A 21,557-nucleotide genomic window follows, 5' to 3' on the forward strand; every position below is an offset into this window, starting at 1 on the left:
GGAGGTAAACCATGCCAACGCAAAACTTCAAAGTCGGTGAAATGATTAACAAGCGATCACCAAACTCTAAGACCTGGATCAATTTCGATGGTTCGTACACCACTGAGATTCATTCAGGTCTTGTTCATTATGAGGATGAAAATGGGAACCTTCAAAACATCAATACGGATCTTTACGATGAGGCAGATTTAGATAGTTTTCATGACCCTGTTAATAAACATGCTACCGGGCGATTCAAAGAGGCACGTGAAAAAGCGAGAGCAGCAAAAGCGAGCAATAGTCTAAATCGGGATTTATTCGATTATCAGGGCTTAAAGGTGCCGTTTGAAGCGAAACTACCTCGAAACTTTAAACGTGGTTACACAATCGGTAAGGGGCAAGACCGACTTTCCTTTATTCCAGTTGGAGCAAGTCCGGCTAAGGGTTATGTGGACAACGACAAAAAGAACGTCATTGATTATCAAGATGCCTGGAACGATGCCGACGTTAATTTAGAATTAACTGATAGAGGAATCAAGGAAACTATCATTCTAAAAACTGATAGAGCTCCTTCAAAGTTTAGTTTTGAAGTTAAAGGACCTTTAAAGGATGACTTAACCGCTGGGGAACTTCGTCTAATGAATGCCTGGTTAAAAGATGCAGCAGGTACAGAAAGGGACGTTGACCAGTTAGTAAGGCGGGAGAATGGGAAGGTTTATGTTGATTTAGTTGCCGATGTTTCCGGATTATCCTATCCTATTGAGATTGACCCGACTGTTACAATTCAACCGGTTAATGGTAAGGACACCTATGTATATTCCGGATGGCCAGATAACAATTACGGAACGGAGCAATACCTTCGGGTCGGTACGAATGGTGATAATAACTATTACTCATTTGTGGAATTCGATTTTAGTTCTATTCCATCCGGGGCAGATGTAACAGACGCTCTTTTTTCTTTATGTCTTAGTAATGCATATAACACCATCGCCCGCTCAGTTACTGTACAGGAGGCTCTAGCTTCATGGGACGAGACTACATTGACTGCACGAGCCTTCCCCGGGGGAAACACAAGCAACGAGGTTAGTATACTTGTCACTGGAACGCCGGACGTTTACGAATCGTGGCAAGTTAAAGACATGGTTGATAGGTGGATTAAAAACGTAATACCGAATTACGGGTTCCGAATTATAGGTGAGAACGGCGGAGGAACATCAACATATAAGTATTTTTATTCATCAGAATACGCTGGTAAAGAACCTAAAATATCAGTCACTTACAACGTTCCACCAACCGCACCGACTGTAATTACACCAAACGGCGGGGAAACGTGGAATAGTTTGCATACGGTGGAGTGGGTCGAATCAATTGACAATGACGCGTCAGAACAAACAGTAGGGGTGACAAACCAAGCCAACAATCAAAGTATGACAGTTCGGACAGGCTCAGGTTATGTGAACAAAGTATCTCAACCATTCAAAACACCTAACGGCGCTAGTTGTAATCTTAAAAAAGTTTATTTGGAACTATCAACGCCATCATCTGGAACAACTATATCGTTTGATATAGGTATATATAACGTAGACAGTAACTTATTACCGACAACAGTTATTTATGAAAGTAATCATTCTTACTTTACAACTGGAACCTATGAAATAGTAGAATTTGAGTTTGGGCCAGTTCAACTTAACGCCGATACAAATTATGCGATTGTCGTCACCGCAAAAACAACATATAGCACGACGCTTTATGGTAGTTCGACAGTAACATTAGTCGATAGAATGTCCATATTTAGAAATAACACTTGGGAAAAACAAACAACAGATTTTCAAGTACAAATGGTGATGGATGTGTCGAGTTCTGACGGGATTCAGTATCAAATACAACTAACCACCGACGATGGCGCAAATTGGAAAGACATTGTGGCATTAACCACCGCCGGCGCGACAACGTATGATTATGATTTTATAAACGAACCACAATCATCGTTATGTAAAATCCGGATTCGGGCTTATGACGGAACATCCTATGGCGAGTGGGATTATTCGGATGGGGTATTCACAATACAACATAACCAAGCGCCAACAGCACCAACGAACCTATCACCTACCACAACACAGGACCGTGCGAAACAGACTCGTTATTCATGGCAGCACAATGATCCAGATAATGATGCTCAATCAAAATTTGACTTCCAATGGCGGTTACAAGGTGCTTCGACCTGGAACACGATAACTCAAGTTACATCGAATCAATATTACGACATGCCAGCCGGTACTTTGCCTCGAGGAACAATTGAATGGAGAGTCAGAACCTATGACCAGGCTGATTTATCAGGACCATATAGTACGATAGCGGTTTTCTTTGCCGGAGATAAACCGTCAAACCCGACTATTACAAATCCTACAAACGGGGCAACGGTATCAATCGCAAACCCAACTGTTCAATGGAGTAGTAGTGGCCAGACTGATTATCACCTAAAGGTTTTAGATTCCGGCAACACTTTAGTTTGGGAATCTATTAAAAACAGCACAAACAAAGCAGAGACCGTTCAATTTGACCTTCAGAATGGAGCTAGTTATAAGGTACAATTGGCCAGTAGAAATGCTGATGGTATATGGTCTGATTTTGTTTCAGTAGATGTAAATGTATCTTATACGCCTCCAGCTGTACCGGTTGTAACTCCCACCGTTGATAACAGCAAAGGGGCAATTGTATTAACTATAGATAATCCTGTTCCAAGCGGTACCGAGCCAAACGTAAGCTATAACTCTATCTTCCGTAAAAAACAAGGTGAGACAGAGTTTAAGAGAATTGCAACGAATATACCAACTGATGGAACCTTTATCGATTACACACCAGCCAGTGATCAGATTTATGAGTATAAGGTGAGAACATGGGGAGACAACGGAACATACTCCGAGAGTGTAGTAGTCTCACAATCTATTAAACTTACAGGAGTATGGTTGCATGATGTAACGGATCCAGAAGGTATTCATAACTTTAAGCTTGATGGTGGAGGACGTTCCAAAGATTGGAGTACAGATGCAGCCTACATGAAATTTGCTGGTAGACCTGACCCCGTAACAGAATTTAGCGAACATGAGGATGATGTAGTTAACGCTACAATCAAAATTATGAGGGAATCAGGAGAACACATTATCCTGGAACGCCTCTTAAAATCTAGAAATATCCTTTGTTACCGAGATGGAAGAGGACGAAGGCTATTTGGAACTGCTACACAATTCCCATTAACCGACGAATCCTGGGGTTATGCTACAGAGATTAAAGTTAGACGTACTTCTTATAGTGAGGTGGTATAGGTTATGCAACCATTAGCTAGAGGTGGATATACAGAGCAAGAAGTAAAAGATGCTCTTCATGGTAAGTATGCACCTAGACGAATCCGATTTCGTTATGATCTGCTGGACAAAGAGGATAAATTCATTAAAACCTTAGATACTGTAGAAAGTGGGGAAGTCTCAATGGCTTCCCTTGCTTCAATTAAGAGGACAGCACGATTCAAGATGAAAGATGATGGGGAGATAAATTGGTTGAGTGATAGGATTCAGCCGTTTGTAGAGTTGAAGATTCCTGAGATTAAGAGAAAGTATGACGATTATGCTTTAGAGTTTGATGGTATAAGCAACAATGTTAGAGTTCTTGATAACGCAGTGTTAAACAACCACAAAAATAAAATAACAGTCGTAGCTCGTATCAAACCAACATTGGCAGGAAATTCAACACAGATTGTTGCAGATAAGTGGAATTCAACCGCGCCGTTTGGATATACACTTCGCATTTTAAATAATAGCCAATTAAATGTTTGGATAGGTAATACAAGCCATAATAATGGGCTGACGACAAATAATGCCAACTTAGCGCCAAATGAATGGGTAACTATTGCTTTTACTTATGACGGTTCAATATTAAATATCTTTAAAAATGGAATCTTACTTGCAAGCCAAACAACTAGTGTTGGCATTGGTGGCGTAGGGGCTGATTTATATTTTGCTAAAAGAGGAGCAGGTGGAGACTATTATTATCAAGGTCAAATAGATTACGTTCATGTTTGGAATAAAAACTTGTCTCAAAAAGAATTACAAGACTATACAAATAAATACTTAAAAGGAGACGAGCCAAGTTTAGAAGGTTTATGGCGGTTCAACGAAGGTACTGGAACTATCGCATATGACAGCACTTCAAACGGAAACAATGGAACCATATACGGAGCCAAGTGGAAGAAAAATGGCAACGAGATTGAAACCATCCCATCATCATGGATTAACTTCCCATTAGGTATCTTTTTACTCAACAGCCCAACTCGTTCTGACCAAAATAATAATGTGTATCGTGATGTTGAGGCCTATGGATTAACTCAAATCCTTCGTGATGATAAGTTCTTAGAACGATACACCGTTACTGCAGGAACAAACTACCGAGATGCCGTTATCGAAATCCTAGCAAGCGCAGGCATTACTAAGCACAATATTGAAGAGACCGACAAAGTACTTCCAACCGATAAAGATTGGGCTCCTGGAGTGGAAAAACTAAAAGCGGTTAATGAGCTGTTAAGTGCCATTAACTTTAATACCATCATAGATGACCCGAATGGTTATTTCACAAGCTCCACTTATCGGAGTCCTTCCGTTCGTTCAGCAGAGTACACTTATCAGGATGATGATCTAAGCGTAACCTTTCCTGGTATGACGGAAGAATTAGACACATTCGGAGTCTTTAACAGTTGGATTGTGGTTCTTTCTGACCCGGAACGTGAGCCATTGGTATCTAAATACACGAACGATAATCCTGACAGTCCAACAAGCACTATTAGTAGAGGGAGAATTATTGTTGATGCTAGAGAAGTGGATAACATAGCTGACCAGCAAGCTCTGGATGCGTATGTTCAGCGTATTGCCTTTGAAGCGTCCCAAGTTTATGGAAAGGTTGAGTTTGATACGGCAATAATGCCTATGCACGATTACAATGACATTGTGCAGCTGAACTACTCCAAACTTGGGATTTCAGGTAAATACGCTGAAACAGGATGGACAATTCCACTGAGAGCAGGTGGGAAGATGAGACATAGCCTACGAAGGGTTGTGACTATCTAATGCTTAAACCCGATGAATTTGTGAAAATGTTTGGTAATGAAGAACCAGAAAAGATAACAAGAAATGCGAAGGTTGACCCTAACTACACTAGCGGTCGACCTTCTTTAGTTTTTGATGGAGAAACAAAACCAACGGTCAAAAAGTACACACACCTTGAGAGCTACACTCCTGCACCAAATGACCGAGTGATGGTAATTAACAACGTTATAGTCGGAAAAATAGTTTAGAAACGGATGGTGCAATTTATGACAATTGAAGTAGGGGTTTTAATATCGGTTATCTCAGTAATTACAGCAATACTAGCTTATTCCCTAAACAAATCAAAGGTCATTAGATCCGATGGCCAAGAAAGTGCGGAACTAAGGGCTGAGCTTGGTTACATTCGTAGAGGTGTAGATGATATTAAGATTGATTTAAAGGCCAATGAGAAGCAAATGCAAGCGTTAGGTGAGCGCGTTACTAGGGTGGAAGAATCATCAAAGCAAGCGCACAAACGCTTAGATGCTATTGATAAAAAGGAGGAAAATTAAATGTTTGAGATTGCTATTGTAATAGCTGTTGTGATTGCCTTAACTGAGTTTGTGAAAAAGATGGATATTATTCCTGTTAAGTTTCTACCTGCTCTCTCAGTATTACTGGGATTGATTGCAGGTCTTTTTTATGTTGATGTCGCTACTCTTCAGGAAAAAATCATGTTTGGTTTGATGATAGGTTTGTCAGCTGCAGGACTGTTTGATCAGTCTAAAATAGTCACGAAAAAATAGATGAATAGTTTTTGGCCAGAAGCTACTCCAATGTGAGTGGCTTCTTTATTTTCCTAAGAGAGGAGTGATACAAATGTGATTATATGCCGAATTGTACAGGCCACTATATAAAGATGCAGTAAAAATAATAGTAGAGGTGATTAAATTATGGTAAAAATGTTTCTTGATCCAGGACACGGTGGTACTGATCCAGGCGCAGTAGGAAATGGTCTTTATGAGAAGAATCTCACGTTGCAAATCTCAACGAGGATTCGAGATATCTTATTGAATGAGTATAATAATATCTCCATTCTAATGAGTAGAACAGGGGACCAGACAGTTTCATTAACTGAAAGAACTAACGCAGCAAATGCATGGGGAGCAGATTTCTTACTATCTGTTCATATCAATGCTGGTGGGGGGACAGGGTACGAAGACTATATTTATCCTGGTGTGAGTGCTCCAACTACGACTTACCAGGACATTATTCATGAAGAAGTAATGAAACAAGTAGATTTCTATGATCGTGGTCAGAAGCAAGCTAACTTCCATATGCTTCGGGAATCAGCAATGCCAGCACTTTTAACAGAGAATGGCTTCATTGACAATGTGAATGATGCTAATAAGCTAAAACAAGCTTCATTCATTGAAAATATTGCACGTGGGCATGCAAATGGTGTAGCAAGAGCGTTTAACTTACCTAAGAAAAGTACGGTTGTGTATCATACTGTAGTTTCAGGAGATACCGTATACTCTTTAAGTAGAACTTACGGAAGCACAATAGACCAAATAAAAGAATGGAACAACCTTGATGACAACTACACCATTTATGTTGGACAAGTTCTTAGAGTTAAGTAATAAGGAAGCATAAAAAGTATTAAAAGTGGAAATTATACTATTCCACCAAGAATCACTACAAAAAAAGCCCTTCAACCGAGAGGGGCTTTTTTACGTTGAAGCACTTGGAAAATTTTACAAATCGTAATTGAACTTACCTTAGGACAAGTCTATAATTTGATTATAGGTCTTTTTTATCAGTTTCAAAGGAGTGGTAGTTGTGTCCAAAGAACTAGATGTGATAATCCAAAAAACAATTGAAAAATATTACTTTACCGTTCGAATCTTAGGAAGCAATTCACCCAAAGCTAAAAGGCTACATCTAATTGTCAATGAACTTGTTGAAATGAAACAAAAAAATAATAAGTCTAAGTGACTTCATAATAAAATTTGCAAATTAACAGTGAAAACCCCATTATATTGAGGGCTTTAAAAAGGCAAATCATCTTTAATTATAGGTCTTGCTTTCTTCACAAGATCTGTAATATCGTTATCGTTATACGTCACTAGAAGAATTTCTGTCTTAAGATATCCAGTTTCTGATCTAATCTTATTGATCCATTCATAAGCAATAATGGCAGCTTTCCAGTCCGGGTCCTTTTTATATTCTCATTGATTAACCTGAAATGAACCTACACTCTCCGTTCTGCTACCTTCAATGTTGAGTCTAACTTTGATAGTTATAAACATATTATCCACAATACTTTCTTCTACATTTAGTTTTGCAATAAATCTCTTACTTCTTTATATTCTTCAATTGTGTGGTTAAATAACTTACTTTCTTTCAAATCATACTTCAAACTAAAGAAGACCATGTATATATTGTGCATTTCCTCGTTCATTAAGATATGTTCACCATCGGATTCAAATCCTTCTCCTAAATATTTTGAAGTGTAATCTTCTAATTTATCTATTTCCCATTGACCTACACCATTATTATTGGTCAACATTATATCATCAAATATCTCTATTAAGGTAAGTGTGTCTTCTTTAAATTGAGGATGAATTCCATCATATTTCACATAAGTTGGATATTTACCTACTAAACTTTCTGGTATAGAGTCTGCTTCCATGTATTCATGTAGTTGTTTTTTAACTTTATCGTAATTACTTTCTTCACTTGCTAGTCCCACATTTTCATCTAAAAAGAAGATTAAATCATCTATCTTTCTTACAATTCCTTTTTCAAGGTCGTTCATTTCATATGAATTTCCTGAGCCATCACTAAAACTCCCTGCTATATACTTCTTGTGGAATTTCTCGTGTAAATTTAACTCCTCTTCAGTTAGCTCTCTTTTTTCAGCCTTAGCTCCTTCAATCAATTCAACTATTTGATCAGTATCTTTTTTAAAATCATCGTGTATTAAACTAGCTTCTTTTGAGCAGCCAGCCAGGAAAAGCGTGGCAAGTATTAATAAGGCTACTTTCTTCAATTCTCTTCCTCCTTTAATTTATACAGGTCATCCAATTTTACGTTTAACAGCTTAGCAAGTTTCAGCAATTGTGGTACAGATGGATATGTTTTACCCGTACTCCAATTCGATAGTGTATTCTGAGATATTTCGAATATCTCACATATTTCTTTTCGTGAGTATCGAGATTGTTTGATATAGACCCCAATTAAACAAATGACCATGTTTATCACCCATTATATGTATTCAATACAAATATTTTTAATCCTTTCATAAATATTTTGGGAAAATCACAATATTTTTTGTAAGGACAGGCAACTTTCTAGGTGTTAGACCATAAACTCTATATCACAACTAAGAAAAGAGGTGATTCTTATGGAGGTGATCTCATTCCAGGACTTCATGAAAGGTTCTACAATTCAAGCTTTCATTTCCCCTGACCCTAATATATTTGAATGGGTTGACGTTGGATTTAACGCAACCTTAGTCTCTGCAGGAGTAATACTTACACTTGTTCTTTTAGAAAAGGCAGGTGTTTCTATTGATGACACTATAATTCGTTGGGTTATGCGTGCTTCTATTCCAATAGCTATTCTTTGGTTTATCTTCAAGCATAGCCTTATACATCATATCTTGGTGGGATGGTGAACTAGTATATGGGACAGTAGTTCCCATTATTAGAAATAACAAGTATATGAGCTTGTACAAAGTTATTCGTTCGTTATGAAACATCTTTAGGTTTTTCAACCTAAAGTCACCTTTTCGCCATTTCCTTCGTCAATGGACTTAAAGCTGAGGGGAGAGATAGATTTGGATTTTTACAAACGCTTGAATGAAAACAATCCCTTTTTACACAGTTCTGGTTACTTAAACGAATTGCTAAAAGCAACACACGACCAAGAGGATGTTTTTGAAATTATGACACATATCGAAAGGCATGATGCTGATGAAGTTTATAGCTATGCCGAAGTTCTTTACGAATGCCATAAAAAGCTTGAAAGTATTGAAAGAAAAAAGAAATGGTTTCAGAACAGGAACGAGGACATTATGGAGATTGTGAAGGATAAGCAGGAAAAGGAAGAGGAATTATTGTTAGTTTGGCATCCGAACTTAATTTCGTTCCAAGCAGCAAAAATGAGAAGGAGGAATTCTTGAATGATTGAATGGGTGATACCTTTAGCAGTAGGAGCAACGGCTTTTATTAAAACAAGTAAATCCGAAAAGAAAAAGATTGAGCATATCATGAAAAACGTGGGGTATGGAGTTAAAAAGAAGGACGAAATTTTGTACCCTAAATTCAAGGTCAAAGAAAGCCTTTTCGATGGAGATAAGCATGTAGGTGAAAAATACTGTTATACGGTTCCGCTTGGATTACCTGCAACCAAATTAGCTGAAATGGAGAAGAGTGTTAAGTTGTTCAGTGATGGTTTAAAGAGGCCAGTTGAAGTTTCATACCAAGAGGGATTACTCCAAATTTCAGTCTACAACAGCGTTCTTCCAACAATGTACCCTTATAGTACCTTACCTCCTAAAAACGATGAATGGACTGTACCTATGGGGATTCGATTCGATGGACTCATTTGGCACAACTTCGACTACGTTCCTCATATGACTGTTGCTGGAGTAACTAGATTTGGAAAATCTGTTCTTTTAAAAGTGATTATGACCTATCTCATAGAAAATCATCCAGATGATGTAGAGTTTTATATTATTGACTTAAAGGGTGGATTAGAGTTTGGACCTTATGAGAATTTAAACCAAGTAAGAGGAGTTGGTTCCAATGAAGAGGAAGCAGCTATCTTATTAGATGAAGTTCATGAAAGAATGCAAAGGATGTATAAATACTTTCGACACAATAATTGGTCAAACGTCGTAAACACACCCGAACAAAAGAGAATCTTTGTAATTGTTGATGAAGCAGCTCAACTTACCCCAGAAAAATGGATGTCGAAGGAACATAAAAAACTATTAAGTATGTGCCAATACTATCTTGGAGAAATTGCTCGTATTGGTGGAGCTTTAGGGTTTCGAGAAATATTCTGTACTCAATATCCAACAGCAGACACACTCCCACGCCAAATAAAACAAAATGCAGATGCAAAAGTAACATTTAGACTCCCAACTGGATATGCCTCTTCAGTAGCTATAGACGACACAGGAGCCGAAGAACTACCTAGCGACATAAAAGGTCGTGCATTATTTAAAACCCATGAACTAAAAGAAATGCAAGTTCCTTTTATTAGTGATAAAGAAATGAGAGCGAGACTAAAGAACTGGGAGGTACGGAAAGATGGTACTAACCCAAGCACAAGTAAAGAGAAACAGACAAGAGAGGATTCTTTATACTTTAGATAGGCTTGGTTTTGCTACTACTAGTCAGCTTCAAGAAATTCATAAACTTGGCCAAAAAAGAAATACATTGCGGATCATCAAAGAAATGGAATCCTATCTTCATAAAAAATCCCATCCTGAAAGATATGGAGAAAATGTTTATTATCTTAACCCACTTGGGAGAGAAGTAATAGGTACGTCTAAAGAGAGGAAGTGGAACGCTGAAATTGTTGAGCATTATCTTATGCGTAATGATTTCTTTATTTACTTAGGATGCCCTCAGAATTTTGAAATTGAGCGGGAGATAGTAATGAAACTAAAAGAAGGGAACACCCACCGAGAAGAAATCATTCGTTGTGATGCTTTGTATAAAAAAGAGGAAGTGATGTATTTTTTAGAAGTAGATCGAACTCAATCAATGTCTGAGAATAAGAAGAAAATAGAGAGATACAAAAAAGCATCTGATATCATTAAAAAGAAATTTTCCAATTCTCCAGTAATTGTTTTTTACACTGGGAGCAAAATAAGGAAGATTAACATTGAAAAAAATCTAGAAAAAACAGGTCTGAAATATGAAATTTATTCTAGAGAAGAAATATAGTATCCACACTTTATCCTCAGTATTATCACTTTTCGTGCTAACCAAATTGCTAACCAAATTGCTAACGGAATTGCTAACACTAAACGGAAAGAATAGTATGAAAAATAGAAATTTTAATTTAGGGGTTGCATACTTGTTAGGTTCCTGTATATAATAAAACTCGTCACTGCGACTGACACCGAAATGGTAAGGAAGAGGTCACCGGTTCGAGCCCGGTTGGAAGCTTTCCTATTTTACGACATTGGCCCGTTGGTCAAGTGGTTAAGACACCGCCCTTTCACGGCGGTAACACGGGTTCGAATCCCGTACGGGTCACCACTTATATTATAAAATAATAGTTTTATGGAGGATTAGCTCAGCTGGGAGAGCACTTGCCTTACAAGCAAGGGGTCGGCGGTTCGATCCCGTCATCCTCCACCATCTCTTTTGGAGGGGTAGCGAAGTGGCTAAACGCGGCGGACTGTAAATCCGCTCCCTCAGGGTTCGGCGGTTCGAATCCGTCCCCCTCCACCATTTTCTTTTTAAGAAACACATAATTTCTTAAATGAAGTACATACTAATTATTGTAATATTGGGCTATAGCCAAGCGGTAAGGCAACGGACTTTGACTCCGTCATGCGTAGGTTCGAATCCTGCTAGCCCAGCCAAGAGCCATTAGCTCAGTCGGTAGAGCATCTGACTTTTAATCAGAGGGTCGAAGGTTCGAGTCCTTCATGGCTCATAATTGACCTTGATACAAAATTGTGTCAAGGTCCCTTTTCATATTAAGTGGGGCCTTAGCTCAGCTGGGAGAGCGCCTGCTTTGCACGCAGGAGGTCAGCGGTTCGATCCCGCTAGGCTCCACCATACATACAATTGTGTCTTCTACCTTATACTCTTGAGAGTATGAGGTTTTTTTGTGTTATTTGGGTTTGATGTAGGTAGTTGATTTGCGTTGATTCTTTGGCAGTAGGTTCATCCCAATGAGTAATCTTCTAGCAATAAACCTTGAGGACAGCCGTAACAAAGTTTGACACTCTTTAACTGAGATGGAAGGGAAAATGGACAGGTAACTGTTTATTATATGAATGTGAGCATTTTTGGAATGAAAGAGGCATCGATTACAGAACCATGTAGAGGATTGTCTTTTTAAGATATCCTGATTGCAGTTAGGACAAGTAATTCCATTCATTAAGTCTGACTTTTGAAGATTATAAAATTCCATAGCATCAAAAGGAGCCGGGGTGTGTTGTTCCTTAATTAAGCTCAATAGTTTCTTCCTGATATAAGGAGTGACAATTTCTTTAGTGTGGTTAACTGACAGTGCGTCTATTTTATTTGGAATTTGTTCAGCATGGTAAACATATTTGAAAATAGAAGATGGGCCATGCAAGATGGTTTCTGGAGAACGGATGGAGACTAAGTGGTAACAAGGGATTTCTTTTTGAAAGTGATTATTAAACCATTGTTGGAATTGAACTTTTTGTCGTTGTGCTTGGAGTATCGGGTTTGGTATTCCACCTGTAAAATATTCGGATTTGCGGGTTACTTGGCCTGAAATAGAATCAAAATGTAGTTCACCATACATACTTTTTGATTCAATTATTATGGCGAACTTAGAACTAATAATTAATGTATCCACTTGGAAATACTGTTTAACATCGTTTAAAAGCCTTACACCAGGAATGATGTAATAATGGTTTGGTATAAAGTTTAAATGGTAGTCCAGTTCTAATTCTCCTTTATAACCGGCATTATTTTTTTTGTAATTCACCTCAATTTCTTTGTATTTTTCATGGTTCTTTGGAATGAGGGTTAACAACGCCTTTTCCATAGTAAGCTGGAGTGGTTCTTCTCCACTTTTTGTGAACATTAAAGCCCACCATTATTATAGAAAATAAAAAACCTGTTTAAAAGTTGTGAATCTAATTAGGTGAGTGCGAAAAAATGGATTTAAGTGCGGAAATCGTTAATTGAGTGCGGAAAACAGATTTTGAGTGCGAAAAGTAACTTTTGGGTGCGAATATCAATTTGAGTGCGAAAAGTAACTTTTGAGTGCGATAAAATCAGAGTTGAGTGCGACAAAATAAATTTTAGTGCGCCACCTTTCCTTTTATAAAGAGCCAGCCGTCCTGTTCAAGCCAGCCTCCCCTTTTAGGGGGAGCTGTACTAAATTTGAGTGCGCCACCCCAAATAAAGAAATCCCCCACCCCCGCATATATATACACCAACATGTCGAGTTGAGTCATCCCCTCGTAACCGTTTACAATTATTAAAAAGGGTGAAAAGGAGAGGGGTCATATGATGCAGAGAAAGAAGATTGGAATGATCGGGGTTCCGATGGATATGGGGCAGCAGCGACGTGGTGTAGATATGGGGCCAAGTGCGATTCGTTATGCTGGTGTAGTTGAGAGATTAGAAGAGTTAGGGTTTGACATTGAGGATATAGGAGATTTAGAGATTGGAAGAAGGGAAAAAACAATTGTGGAACGTTCCAATCTACGAAACTTAAAGGCAGTATTAGAGGCTAATGAACTACTTCATGAAAAAGTGTCGGAAGTGATAAAGCAAGGTATGTTCCCACTAATTTTTGGTGGAGACCATAGTATTGCGATGGGTACTCTTGCTGGCGTTGCAGAGCATCATAAAAACTTAGGGGTCATTTGGTATGATGCACATGGTGATTTAAATACCGAGGAAACTTCACCGTCAGGGAATATTCATGGTATGCCATTAGCAGTTAGCCTTGGTTTAGGACATCCTTCATTAACGAATATTGGAGGGTATTCACCGAAAGTGAAGCCGGAGAATATCGTTATTATTGGAGCGAGAGCCCTAGACGACGGAGAAAAGCAGCTAATTAAAGAAATGGGCATAAAAACATATACGATGCATGAGGTTGACCGTTTAGGAATGACAAAGGTTATGGAAGAAACGATCGCTTACCTCAAAGATAAAACAGATGGCGTACATCTATCTCTTGATTTGGATGGGCTAGATCCGGATGATGCACCTGGAGTTGGAACTCCGGTAGCGGGAGGATTAAGTTATCGTGAAAGCCATTTGGCAATGGAAATGCTTGCTGAATCTAACATAATAACGTCTGCAGAATTTGTTGAAGTCAATCCGATTCTTGATGAAAAGAATAGAACAGCTCAAGTAGCAGTGGCTTTAATGGGCTCACTGTTTGGAGAGAAGTTACTATAGATGAGCTTGGACAAGAGGCAGAACCAACTTATGGTTCTAGCCTTTTTATTATTTGGAAGTTTCTATAAAAAAATTTCTCGAAATATGTAAAAATCAGTCATTTTTCTGATACGATAGGAAAGGAAAATATTTTTTTATAAAAAATTTGAAACTATAAACGGCCTTGTTCGTATACATATGTAGCCGCATGAGCGGAGGTTAGTAAATTGGATGTCATAGTTAAACAAAGAATAAAGCAAGTCATTAAGGGAGATCAGAACGCCTTTGCAGAGATCGTTGAGTTATACAAAGACAAGGTGTTCCAATTATGCTATCGGATGCTGGGGAATAGACATGAAGCAGAAGATATGGCACAAGAAGCCTTTCTCCGAGCATACGTTAATATTACAAAGTTTAATCAATCGAGGAAGTTTTCTACTTGGTTGTATCGCATTGCAACAAATTTATGTATTGACCGAATACGAAAGAAAAAGCCAGATTATTATCTAGATGCTGAGGTTCCCGGAACGGATGGTCTTAACATGTATTCACAAATAGAAGCAGATACAGTTAGGCCTGAAGAGGAAGTAGAAAATCTAGAGCTTCAAGAGGTCATTCAAACAGAAATACTAAAATTACCAGATAAATATCGCTCCGTAATTGTGCTAAAGTATATTGAAGAGCTACAATTACAAGAAATTAGTGAAATATTAGAGATTCCATTAGGTACTGTAAAGACAAGAATTCACCGAGGACGCGAGGCACTAAGGAAACAATTACGGAATGTGTAAGAGTAAGAGAGGGTGATGATCATTGGGAAAGTGCCCAGAACATATCGTCGAGTATATGCACGAATACCTTGATGATGAGATATCTAGTGCTCAAGAAGCTGAATTGAGGAGCCATTTACAATCTTGTGTAGAGTGCCAGAAACACTTTCATGAATTAAAAAAAGCCATTGCTCTTGTACAAAGTACTTCACATATACAAGCACCAAGCGATTTTACAGCCAATGTAATGAGTCGTCTACCGAAAGAGAAGAAAAGAGTATGGGTGCAACGCTGGTTTAGGGCTCATCCTTTTATTACAGCCGCGTCGTTGTTTATCTTCTTAATGTTAGGGAGCTTAATGTCCTCTTTTAACGCGAATGATGATTTTTCAGTAAGTAATCATTCCAATATTATTGTAGAAAATAATACAGTAATTGTCCCAGAAGGTGAAACGGTTAATGGCGACCTAGTTGTAAAGAACGGAAAACTTCGAATAGAAGGTAAAGTAGAAGGAAATGTTACAGTAATAAATGGTGAAAGATACATGGCATCTGCCGGTGAGGTAACAGGTAATATTCAAGAAATTAACGAAGCATTTTCTTGGATGTGGTTTCATATTAAGAAAACAGTAAACAATGTAATAGAAGCGTTTGAATAAAAGTCGCTCCGTCTTGAGCGGCTTTTTTAATAATAAAAAAAAGTTATCCCTGCGTAATGTTTTTGAAATCTAGTATAAAAACAAGATATGATATAATGTAAAAGTTAAACAAAAAATAGTTGTAAGCTGCATCTGTTTACTTGGAGGAAGACATATGCCATTTGCAGATTACTTTGCAAATTTCACAATACTTGATTACATATCTAATATCGTTGATGTTTTGTTAGTTTGGTACGTCATCTATAAACTGATTACGGTTATCCGTGGTACAAAGGCAGTACAATTACTGAAAGGAATTTTCGTTATTGTAATTGTACAGAGCTTTAGTGGTTTCCTCGGATTTAAGACATTAGGTTGGATGATGGAACAGGCACTAACATGGGGGTTTTTAGCCGTTATTATCATTTTCCAACCCGAACTGCGTCGTGCCTTGGAACAGCTTGGTAGAGGAAAGTTATTCTCTAAGAGCGGAATTCAAGAAGAGGAAGAACAGAAGCAGATCGTGGAAAGCATTGTTAAAGCGGTAGGATACATGGCGAAACGAAGAATCGGTGCTCTAATATCCATTGAGCGAGAAACGGGCTTAAGTGATTATATTGAAACTGGGATTTCGTTAGAGTCAAATGTGTCATCAGAACTACTCATTAACATCTTTATTCCGAACACTCCACTACATGATGGAGCTGTTGTCATACAAAAAAATCGAGTAGCTGCTGCTGCCTGTTACCTTCCATTATCGGAGAGTCCTTATATTTCAAAAGAGTTAGGTACTAGGCATAGAGCTGCACTCGGAATTAGTGAGGTAACGGACAGTATAACGATTGTTGTATCTGAAGAGACAGGGAGTGTTTCCGTTACAAAAAATGCGGAATTACACCGTGATTTAACGATGGAAGCATTCTCAGAGTTACTCCAGAATGAGATTATACACACCACTAAGGTAAGACAACCTTCCTCTTCAAAGTGGGCCTTTAGGGGGAAAAATGATGGATAAGTTAATGGATAGTCCGTGGTTTTTACGTATTTTGGCGCTATTGTTGGCTATGTTGTTGTATATATCTGTAAATTTACCTCAAAATGATTCTGTTCGAGATTCCAATACAGGTGAGAATAGTGAAACACTTACGGATGTTCCTGTGAACCTTTATTATGATACAGATAACCTTGTTGTAACAGGAGCTCCCAAAACGGTAACTTTAAATATTGAAGGGCCAAGAAGTATTGTCCAATCGGCTACTAAATTACGAGATTTTGAAGTATACATTGATTTAACAGATGCAGAGATTGGAAAGCAAGAAGTAGAGGTCCAAATTCGAAATTTATCGGAAAAACTAACAGCTACTTTAGACCCGACGTATGTGACGGTTTCGGTTCAAGAGAGAGTCACGAAAGAATTCACAGTTGAAGCCGAATATAATGCTGATTTATTGCAGGAAGGCTTTTCTGCCGGTCAACCTAGTGTGGAACCAAAGACTGTTAAAATAACAGGAGCTAAAGACACCATCGAACAAATTTCTTATGTAAAAGCAACATTAGAAACGAATGGCACTCTTGATAGTACGGTCACAAGGGAAGCTAGAGTACAAGTATTAGACCGCTTACTAAATAAACTCGATGTTATCGTGGAACCTGAAGTAGTTGAAGTAACCATTCCGATTAGAGCAATAGAAAAAAATGTACCAATAAATATAAAAAGAGTCGGAGTTGCACAAGAAGGAATTACAATTGAGTCCATGACTCTATCCACCGATACAACCAAAGTAAGAGCAGTCAGTCAGCAAGTCCTAGATTCCATTCAGGATTTAGAAGTGACAGTGAACTTACGTGACATTATTGAGTCAAAGGACATAACGGTACCGCTTGAAGTTCCGGAAGGTGTTCTATTGATGGAGCCCGAACAAGTAACGCTGTCTGTTGAAGTGACGAAAACCGTTACACTTTCTACAGTTCCTATTAGTATTGAAGGTCTGGGTGAAAATGAGGTTGCAGCATTTTTAAATCCTGAAAATGGTGCGGTGAATGTGACCTTAACAGGAAGTCCCACTTTAATCAATGGTATTGAAGCTAGTGATCTTCAAGTTGAAATAGATGTTTCTGAGTTGGACGCTGGAGAGCATGAGGTCGACGTAATAATAACGGTCCCTGAAACAATAGATTGGGAAATTTCACAAACAACAGCTCGAATTGTTATTCAAGAAAACACAGAAAGTTAGTTGGAAATTGAAATAAAGGAGCGAAAGTCAATGGGTAAATATTTTGGAACGGATGGAGTAAGAGGAGTAGCGAATTCAGAACTTACGCCAGAGTTAGCATTTAAATTAGGTAGATTTGGTGGATATGTGTTAACGAAGGATAAAGATCGCCCAAAGGTATTAATTGGCCGTGACACAAGAATATCTGGTCATATGTTAGAAGGTGCACTTGTAGCAGGACTATTATCTATCGGGGCAGAGGTCATGAGACTTGGCGTTATTTCGACACCAGGGGTGGCTTACCTAACTAAGTTTTTGGGAGCAGAAGCGGGAGTTATGATTTCTGCTTCCCATAATCCTGTAGCCGATAACGGCATTAAGTTTTTTGGACCAGATGGTTTTAAGCTTTCCGATGATCAAGAGCAGGAAATTGAGGAACTATTAGATATGGAACAAGATACTTTACCACGACCAGTAGGGAAAAATTTAGGTCAGGTCAATGACTATTTTGAAGGTGGTCAAAAGTATCTGCAGTACCTAAAGACAACGGTGGAGGAAGACTTTACGGGTATTCATATCGCCTTAGATTGTGCCCATGGAGCTACTTCTTCCTTAGCAACGCATCTATTTGCTGATTTAGATGCAGACCTTTCGACAATGGGAGCAACTCCTAATGGAATCAATATCAATGAGGGAGTCGGATCTACCCATCCAGAGGCACTAGCTCAATTTTTAAAAGAAAAGAATGCAGATATAGGTCTTTCTTTTGATGGAGATGGAGATCGTTTAATTGCCATTGATGAAAATGGAGATATTGTAGACGGCGATCAGATTATGTATATTTGCGCCAAGTACCTTAAGGAAGATGGACGATTAAGACAAAATACTGTAGTTTCAACCGTTATGAGTAACCTTGGCTTCTATAAGGGCTTAGAGGAATATGGAGTTGAAAGTGTTCAAACTGCAGTAGGAGACCGCTATGTTGTGGAAGAAATGAAGAAAAATGGTTATAACTTAGGTGGAGAACAGTCTGGCCATATCATTTTCTTAGACTATAATACAACTGGCGACGGTCTTTTAACCGGGTTACAGCTTGTAAATATTCTTAAACTTACAGGAAAGCCTCTTTCAGAACTTGCAAATGAGATGAAAAAATTCCCTCAGAAGCTAGTGAATGTAAGAGTTACTGATAAATATCATGTGACTGAAAATGATAAAGTAAGCCAAGTGATTGAGCAAGTTGAACAAGAGATGAATGGAAATGGTCGTGTGCTTGTTAGACCATCTGGTACAGAACCATTAGTACGTGTCATGGTCGAAGCATCTACAGAGCAATTGTGCCAAGAATATGTAGAGCGCATTTCATCTGTCGTTAAAGAAGAAATGGGGCTTACGGAATAACAAAGATATGCATAAGTGGAACCAACCCATTCCCTTATGCATATTTTTTTATATACCCCTCTTTTTAGGAGTACCAAAAACTCCCTTACATGGATATAGGGTTATGAGTTGACGGTACTACCTAGGTCATGTATTATGATAGCTATGTTTTGTATCACTACAAGCGGGGTAAACAGAGCATAGACCAATAGAAAAGGAGGGGCGAAGAGAAAAGTAATTAAAGCGCCAGGACTAAACAAGAGTTGTTTAGTTGACGAGGAGAAGGACGATCGAAATTATCGGCGGGTGCCTTCCAGTTGTTCTACACAACTGAGACTCTTTTCTTAAAACAGAAAGGTGACTTTCTGCACAAAGGAGAAGGGATGTAGACCGCTTCATTTGAATGCTAACTAGTCATTAAACTAGAAAAAGCATCGAAGACCAAAACAGAGATAAGGGGGCAATTGGATTGCCCTCATAATATTGTGGCTTCCTTTTGCTCCCTTTCGATTAGGAGGAAAATGAAGTATGTGTGGAATCGTTGGATTTATTGGAAATGTAGATGCGAAAGAAATTCTATTAAAAGGTCTAGAAAAGCTAGAATATAGAGGATATGACTCTGCAGGGATTGCTGTGCAGACAGGTGAAGGTGTTAAGGTATTTAAAGAAAAGGGGCGAATTGCTGACTTACGCGCAATCGTCGATGCAGGTGTAGTAGCCAATACAGGAATTGGCCATACACGCTGGGCAACCCATGGTGAACCAAGTCGTGAAAATGCTCACCCTCATCAAAGTACGACTGAACGCTTTACCCTTGTGCATAATGGAGTGATTGAAAACTACCTTCAGCTAAAGCGCGAGTATCTAGTAGATGTTTCGTTTAACAGTGAGACAGATACAGAAATCATTGTTCAACTTATTGAAAAATGGGTCAATGATGGTTTATCTGTTGAAGATGCCTTCCGTAAAACATTAACACTGTTACATGGATCATATGCACTTGCTCTTTTAGACCGTGAGAATGACGAAACCATCTTTGTTGCAAAAAATAAGAGCCCTCTTCTTGTAGGATTAGGTGACACTTTCAATGTTGTAGCAAGTGACGCGCTTGCTATGCTTCAAGTAACTGATCAGTTTGTTGAGTTAATGGATAAAGAGGTTGTGATTGTAACTAAAGATTCAATCCAAATCCAAAAGCTTGATGGTGAAGTAGTAGAACGTGCTCCTTTCACTGCAGAATTAGATGCTAGTGACATTGAAAAGGGAACGTACCCTCACTACATGTTAAAGGAAATTGATGAGCAACCTGTCGTAATGAGAAAGATTATTCAAGCGTACCAGGATGATGCGGGTGAATTAACAATTGATCCCGAAATTGTTGCAACGCTTAATATGTCAGACCGCATTTATATCATCGCAGCAGGAACAAGCTACCATGCTGGTTTAGTAGGTAAAGAATTCATTGAAAAAATGGCAAAGGTACCTGTCGAAGTACATGTAGCGAGTGAATTCGCCTATAACACACCGCTTCTATCTGAGAATCCATTATTCATCTTTATCTCTCAAAGTGGTGAAACGGCAGATAGTCGTGCTTGTCTGGTTCATGTAAAAGAACTAGGGCATCCTGCATTAACGATTACAAATGTTCCAGGTTCAACTTTGTCTCGTGAAGCAGACTTTACTTTACTCCTACATGCAGGACCTGAGATTGCCGTAGCTTCAACAAAGGCTTATACAGCACAGCTAGGCGTCCTTTCTATTCTTGCTTTTGTAACTGGTAAAGCACGAGGTCTGGACATAGAGATTGACTTGGTTCAAGAGTTAGGTATTATTGCGAATGCGATGGAAGTCCTTTGTGATGATAAAGAAGAAGTTGAATATATTGCTCGCGAATATCTATCTGTTACAAGAAATGCATTCTTCATCGGTCGTGGCCTTGATTACTATGTTGGCCTTGAAGGTGCGTTAAAGCTCAAAGAGATTTCCTATATCCAAGCAGAAGGTTTTGCTGGTGGAGAATTAAAGCACGGTACGATTGCTCTAATTGAAAATGGAACACCAGTTATTGCCTTGGCGACTCAACCAAAAGTAAACTTGAATCTCCGTGGAAATGTTAAAGAAGTAGTTGCTCGTGGAGCTCATGCTTGTATTATTTCCATGAAAGGCTTAGAAGACGAAGATGATCGTGTCGTTCTACCAGAAGTAAATGAAGTATTAACACCCCTTATCTCCGTAGTACCATTACAGCTACTTGCTTACTATGCAGCGCTACACAGAGGTTGTGACGTGGATAAACCAAGGAACCTTGCGAAGAGCGTGACAGTTGAGTAAGAGTTTATGAAATAAATAGACCTTGTGTGGTTTTATAAAAAAGA

21 protein-coding genes and 6 tRNA genes are annotated in these 21,557 nt (G+C 38.6%); 24 read left to right on the forward strand and 3 right to left on the reverse strand.

The genetic code is table 11. The annotated features are described in order from the left end of the window. The first annotated feature begins 11 nt into the window (after window positions 1-11). The 7 genes from ABDZ91_RS00210 (at window position 12) to ABDZ91_RS00240 (ending at window position 7,049) form a co-directional block, all read left to right on the forward strand. Complete coding sequence (locus ABDZ91_RS00210) at window positions 12-3,302, forward strand: DNRLRE domain-containing protein (protein WP_343795267.1); 3,291 nt, start codon at window positions 12-14, stop codon at window positions 3,300-3,302. Window positions 3,303-3,305: 3 nt separating this feature from the next. Continuing rightward, window positions 3,306-5,093 carry a LamG domain-containing protein gene (locus tag ABDZ91_RS00215; protein WP_343795269.1) on the forward strand — a complete coding sequence of 596 codons (1,788 nt, stop codon included), beginning with the start codon at window positions 3,306-3,308 and terminating at the stop codon, window positions 5,091-5,093. Next, window positions 5,093-5,320, forward strand: a complete 228-nt coding sequence (locus tag ABDZ91_RS00220; protein ID WP_343795270.1) for a hypothetical protein — start codon at window positions 5,093-5,095, stop codon at window positions 5,318-5,320. Before ABDZ91_RS00215 ends, ABDZ91_RS00220 begins: the two co-directional genes overlap by 1 nt. 18 nt (window positions 5,321-5,338) lie before the next feature. Further along, window positions 5,339-5,623 carry a hypothetical protein gene (locus ABDZ91_RS00225; protein WP_343795272.1) on the forward strand — a complete coding sequence of 95 codons (285 nt, stop codon included), beginning with the start codon at window positions 5,339-5,341 and terminating at the stop codon, window positions 5,621-5,623. Then, the gene (locus ABDZ91_RS00230; protein WP_343795274.1) at window positions 5,624-5,857 is read left to right on the forward strand and encodes a holin; all 234 of its coding nucleotides are present in this window, start codon (window positions 5,624-5,626) and stop codon (window positions 5,855-5,857) included. Between the two features lie 147 nt (window positions 5,858-6,004). Beyond that, on the forward strand, window positions 6,005-6,694 hold the full coding sequence (locus tag ABDZ91_RS00235) for an N-acetylmuramoyl-L-alanine amidase family protein (protein ID WP_343795276.1): 690 nt from the start codon (window positions 6,005-6,007) through the stop codon (window positions 6,692-6,694). Between the two features lie 199 nt (window positions 6,695-6,893). Next, window positions 6,894-7,049 (forward strand): hypothetical protein, encoded by a 156-nt coding sequence (locus ABDZ91_RS00240; RefSeq protein ID WP_343795277.1) that lies wholly within the window; start codon window positions 6,894-6,896, stop codon window positions 7,047-7,049. 340 nt (window positions 7,050-7,389) lie between these two features. Here ABDZ91_RS00240 and ABDZ91_RS00245 read toward each other — a convergent pair whose 3' ends face one another. Both ABDZ91_RS00245 and ABDZ91_RS00250 read right to left on the reverse strand, forming a co-directional pair. Further along, window positions 7,390-8,106 (reverse strand): hypothetical protein, encoded by a 717-nt coding sequence (locus ABDZ91_RS00245; RefSeq protein ID WP_343795279.1) that lies wholly within the window; start codon window positions 8,104-8,106, stop codon window positions 7,390-7,392. Then, complete coding sequence (locus ABDZ91_RS00250) at window positions 8,103-8,309, reverse strand: helix-turn-helix domain-containing protein (protein ID WP_343795281.1); 207 nt, start codon at window positions 8,307-8,309, stop codon at window positions 8,103-8,105. The genes ABDZ91_RS00245 and ABDZ91_RS00250 overlap by 4 nt, the downstream gene beginning before the upstream one ends. A 151-nt stretch (window positions 8,310-8,460) precedes the next feature. On the opposite strand from ABDZ91_RS00250, the gene ABDZ91_RS00255 reads away from it, so the two are divergent. The 10 genes from ABDZ91_RS00255 to ABDZ91_RS00300 all read left to right on the forward strand — a co-directional run bounded on the left by ABDZ91_RS00255 (window position 8,461) and on the right by ABDZ91_RS00300 (window position 11,863). Beyond that, entirely contained in the window at window positions 8,461-8,733 is a 273-nt protein-coding gene (locus ABDZ91_RS00255) for a hypothetical protein (protein ID WP_343795283.1), read from the forward strand. Window positions 8,734-8,895: 162 nt separating this feature from the next. Continuing rightward, window positions 8,896-9,240, forward strand: a complete 345-nt coding sequence (locus tag ABDZ91_RS00260; RefSeq protein ID WP_343795284.1) for a hypothetical protein — start codon at window positions 8,896-8,898, stop codon at window positions 9,238-9,240. Beyond that, complete coding sequence (locus ABDZ91_RS00265; RefSeq protein ID WP_343795286.1) at window positions 9,241-10,440, forward strand: FtsK/SpoIIIE domain-containing protein; 1,200 nt, start codon at window positions 9,241-9,243, stop codon at window positions 10,438-10,440. Further along, entirely contained in the window at window positions 10,376-11,017 is a 642-nt protein-coding gene (locus ABDZ91_RS00270) for a replication-relaxation family protein (RefSeq protein WP_343795287.1), read from the forward strand. The genes ABDZ91_RS00265 and ABDZ91_RS00270 overlap by 65 nt, the downstream gene beginning before the upstream one ends. 243 nt (window positions 11,018-11,260) lie before the next feature. After that, window positions 11,261-11,335 (forward strand) — tRNA-Glu (locus tag ABDZ91_RS00275). Between the two features lie 26 nt (window positions 11,336-11,361). After that, window positions 11,362-11,437: transfer RNA gene (locus ABDZ91_RS00280), tRNA-Val, on the forward strand. 8 nt (window positions 11,438-11,445) lie between these two features. Continuing rightward, window positions 11,446-11,530, forward strand: a tRNA-Tyr gene (locus ABDZ91_RS00285). Window positions 11,531-11,589: 59 nt separating this feature from the next. Continuing rightward, window positions 11,590-11,664: transfer RNA gene (locus ABDZ91_RS00290), tRNA-Gln, on the forward strand. A gap of 1 nt (window position 11,665) precedes the next feature. Then, window positions 11,666-11,738: transfer RNA gene (locus tag ABDZ91_RS00295), tRNA-Lys, on the forward strand. A gap of 49 nt (window positions 11,739-11,787) precedes the next feature. After that, window positions 11,788-11,863 (forward strand) — tRNA-Ala (locus ABDZ91_RS00300). A gap of 55 nt (window positions 11,864-11,918) precedes the next feature. Here ABDZ91_RS00300 and ABDZ91_RS00305 read toward each other — a convergent pair. Next, entirely contained in the window at window positions 11,919-12,869 is a 951-nt protein-coding gene (locus ABDZ91_RS00305; protein ID WP_343795289.1) for a nuclease-related domain-containing protein, read from the reverse strand. Between the two features lie 428 nt (window positions 12,870-13,297). Between ABDZ91_RS00305 and rocF the strand changes: the two genes are divergently transcribed. The 7 genes from rocF (at window position 13,298) to glmS (ending at window position 21,513) form a co-directional block, all read left to right on the forward strand. Beyond that, window positions 13,298-14,203 carry an arginase gene (gene rocF, locus ABDZ91_RS00310; RefSeq protein ID WP_343795291.1) on the forward strand — a complete coding sequence of 302 codons (906 nt, stop codon included), beginning with the start codon at window positions 13,298-13,300 and terminating at the stop codon, window positions 14,201-14,203. Window positions 14,204-14,409: 206 nt separating this feature from the next. Then, window positions 14,410-14,973 (forward strand): RNA polymerase sigma factor SigW, encoded by a 564-nt coding sequence (sigW, locus tag ABDZ91_RS00315; protein WP_343795293.1) that lies wholly within the window; start codon window positions 14,410-14,412, stop codon window positions 14,971-14,973. 22 nt (window positions 14,974-14,995) lie between these two features. After that, window positions 14,996-15,610, forward strand: coding sequence for a zf-HC2 domain-containing protein (locus tag ABDZ91_RS00320; protein ID WP_343795295.1), 615 nt, complete (start codon window positions 14,996-14,998; stop codon window positions 15,608-15,610). A gap of 154 nt (window positions 15,611-15,764) precedes the next feature. After that, window positions 15,765-16,604 (forward strand): diadenylate cyclase CdaA, encoded by an 840-nt coding sequence (cdaA, locus tag ABDZ91_RS00325; RefSeq protein ID WP_343795297.1) that lies wholly within the window; start codon window positions 15,765-15,767, stop codon window positions 16,602-16,604. Further along, a complete protein-coding gene (locus ABDZ91_RS00330; RefSeq protein ID WP_343795299.1) occupies window positions 16,594-17,823 on the forward strand; it encodes a CdaR family protein in 1,230 nt (409 codons plus the stop codon). Before cdaA ends, ABDZ91_RS00330 begins: the two co-directional genes overlap by 11 nt. A 30-nt stretch (window positions 17,824-17,853) precedes the next feature. Further along, window positions 17,854-19,203: a phosphoglucosamine mutase gene (gene glmM / locus ABDZ91_RS00335; protein WP_343795301.1), complete on the forward strand. Its 1,350-nt coding sequence runs from the start codon at window positions 17,854-17,856 to the stop codon at window positions 19,201-19,203. 507 nt (window positions 19,204-19,710) lie between these two features. Further along, complete coding sequence (gene glmS, locus ABDZ91_RS00340) at window positions 19,711-21,513, forward strand: glutamine--fructose-6-phosphate transaminase (isomerizing) (protein ID WP_343795303.1); 1,803 nt, start codon at window positions 19,711-19,713, stop codon at window positions 21,511-21,513. The last annotated feature ends 44 nt before the right edge of the window (window positions 21,514-21,557 follow it).

It is taken from the genome of Bacillus carboniphilus (assembly GCF_039522365.1).
GTDB classification, from domain to species: domain Bacteria; phylum Bacillota; class Bacilli; order Bacillales; family JC228; genus Bacillus_BF; species Bacillus_BF carboniphilus.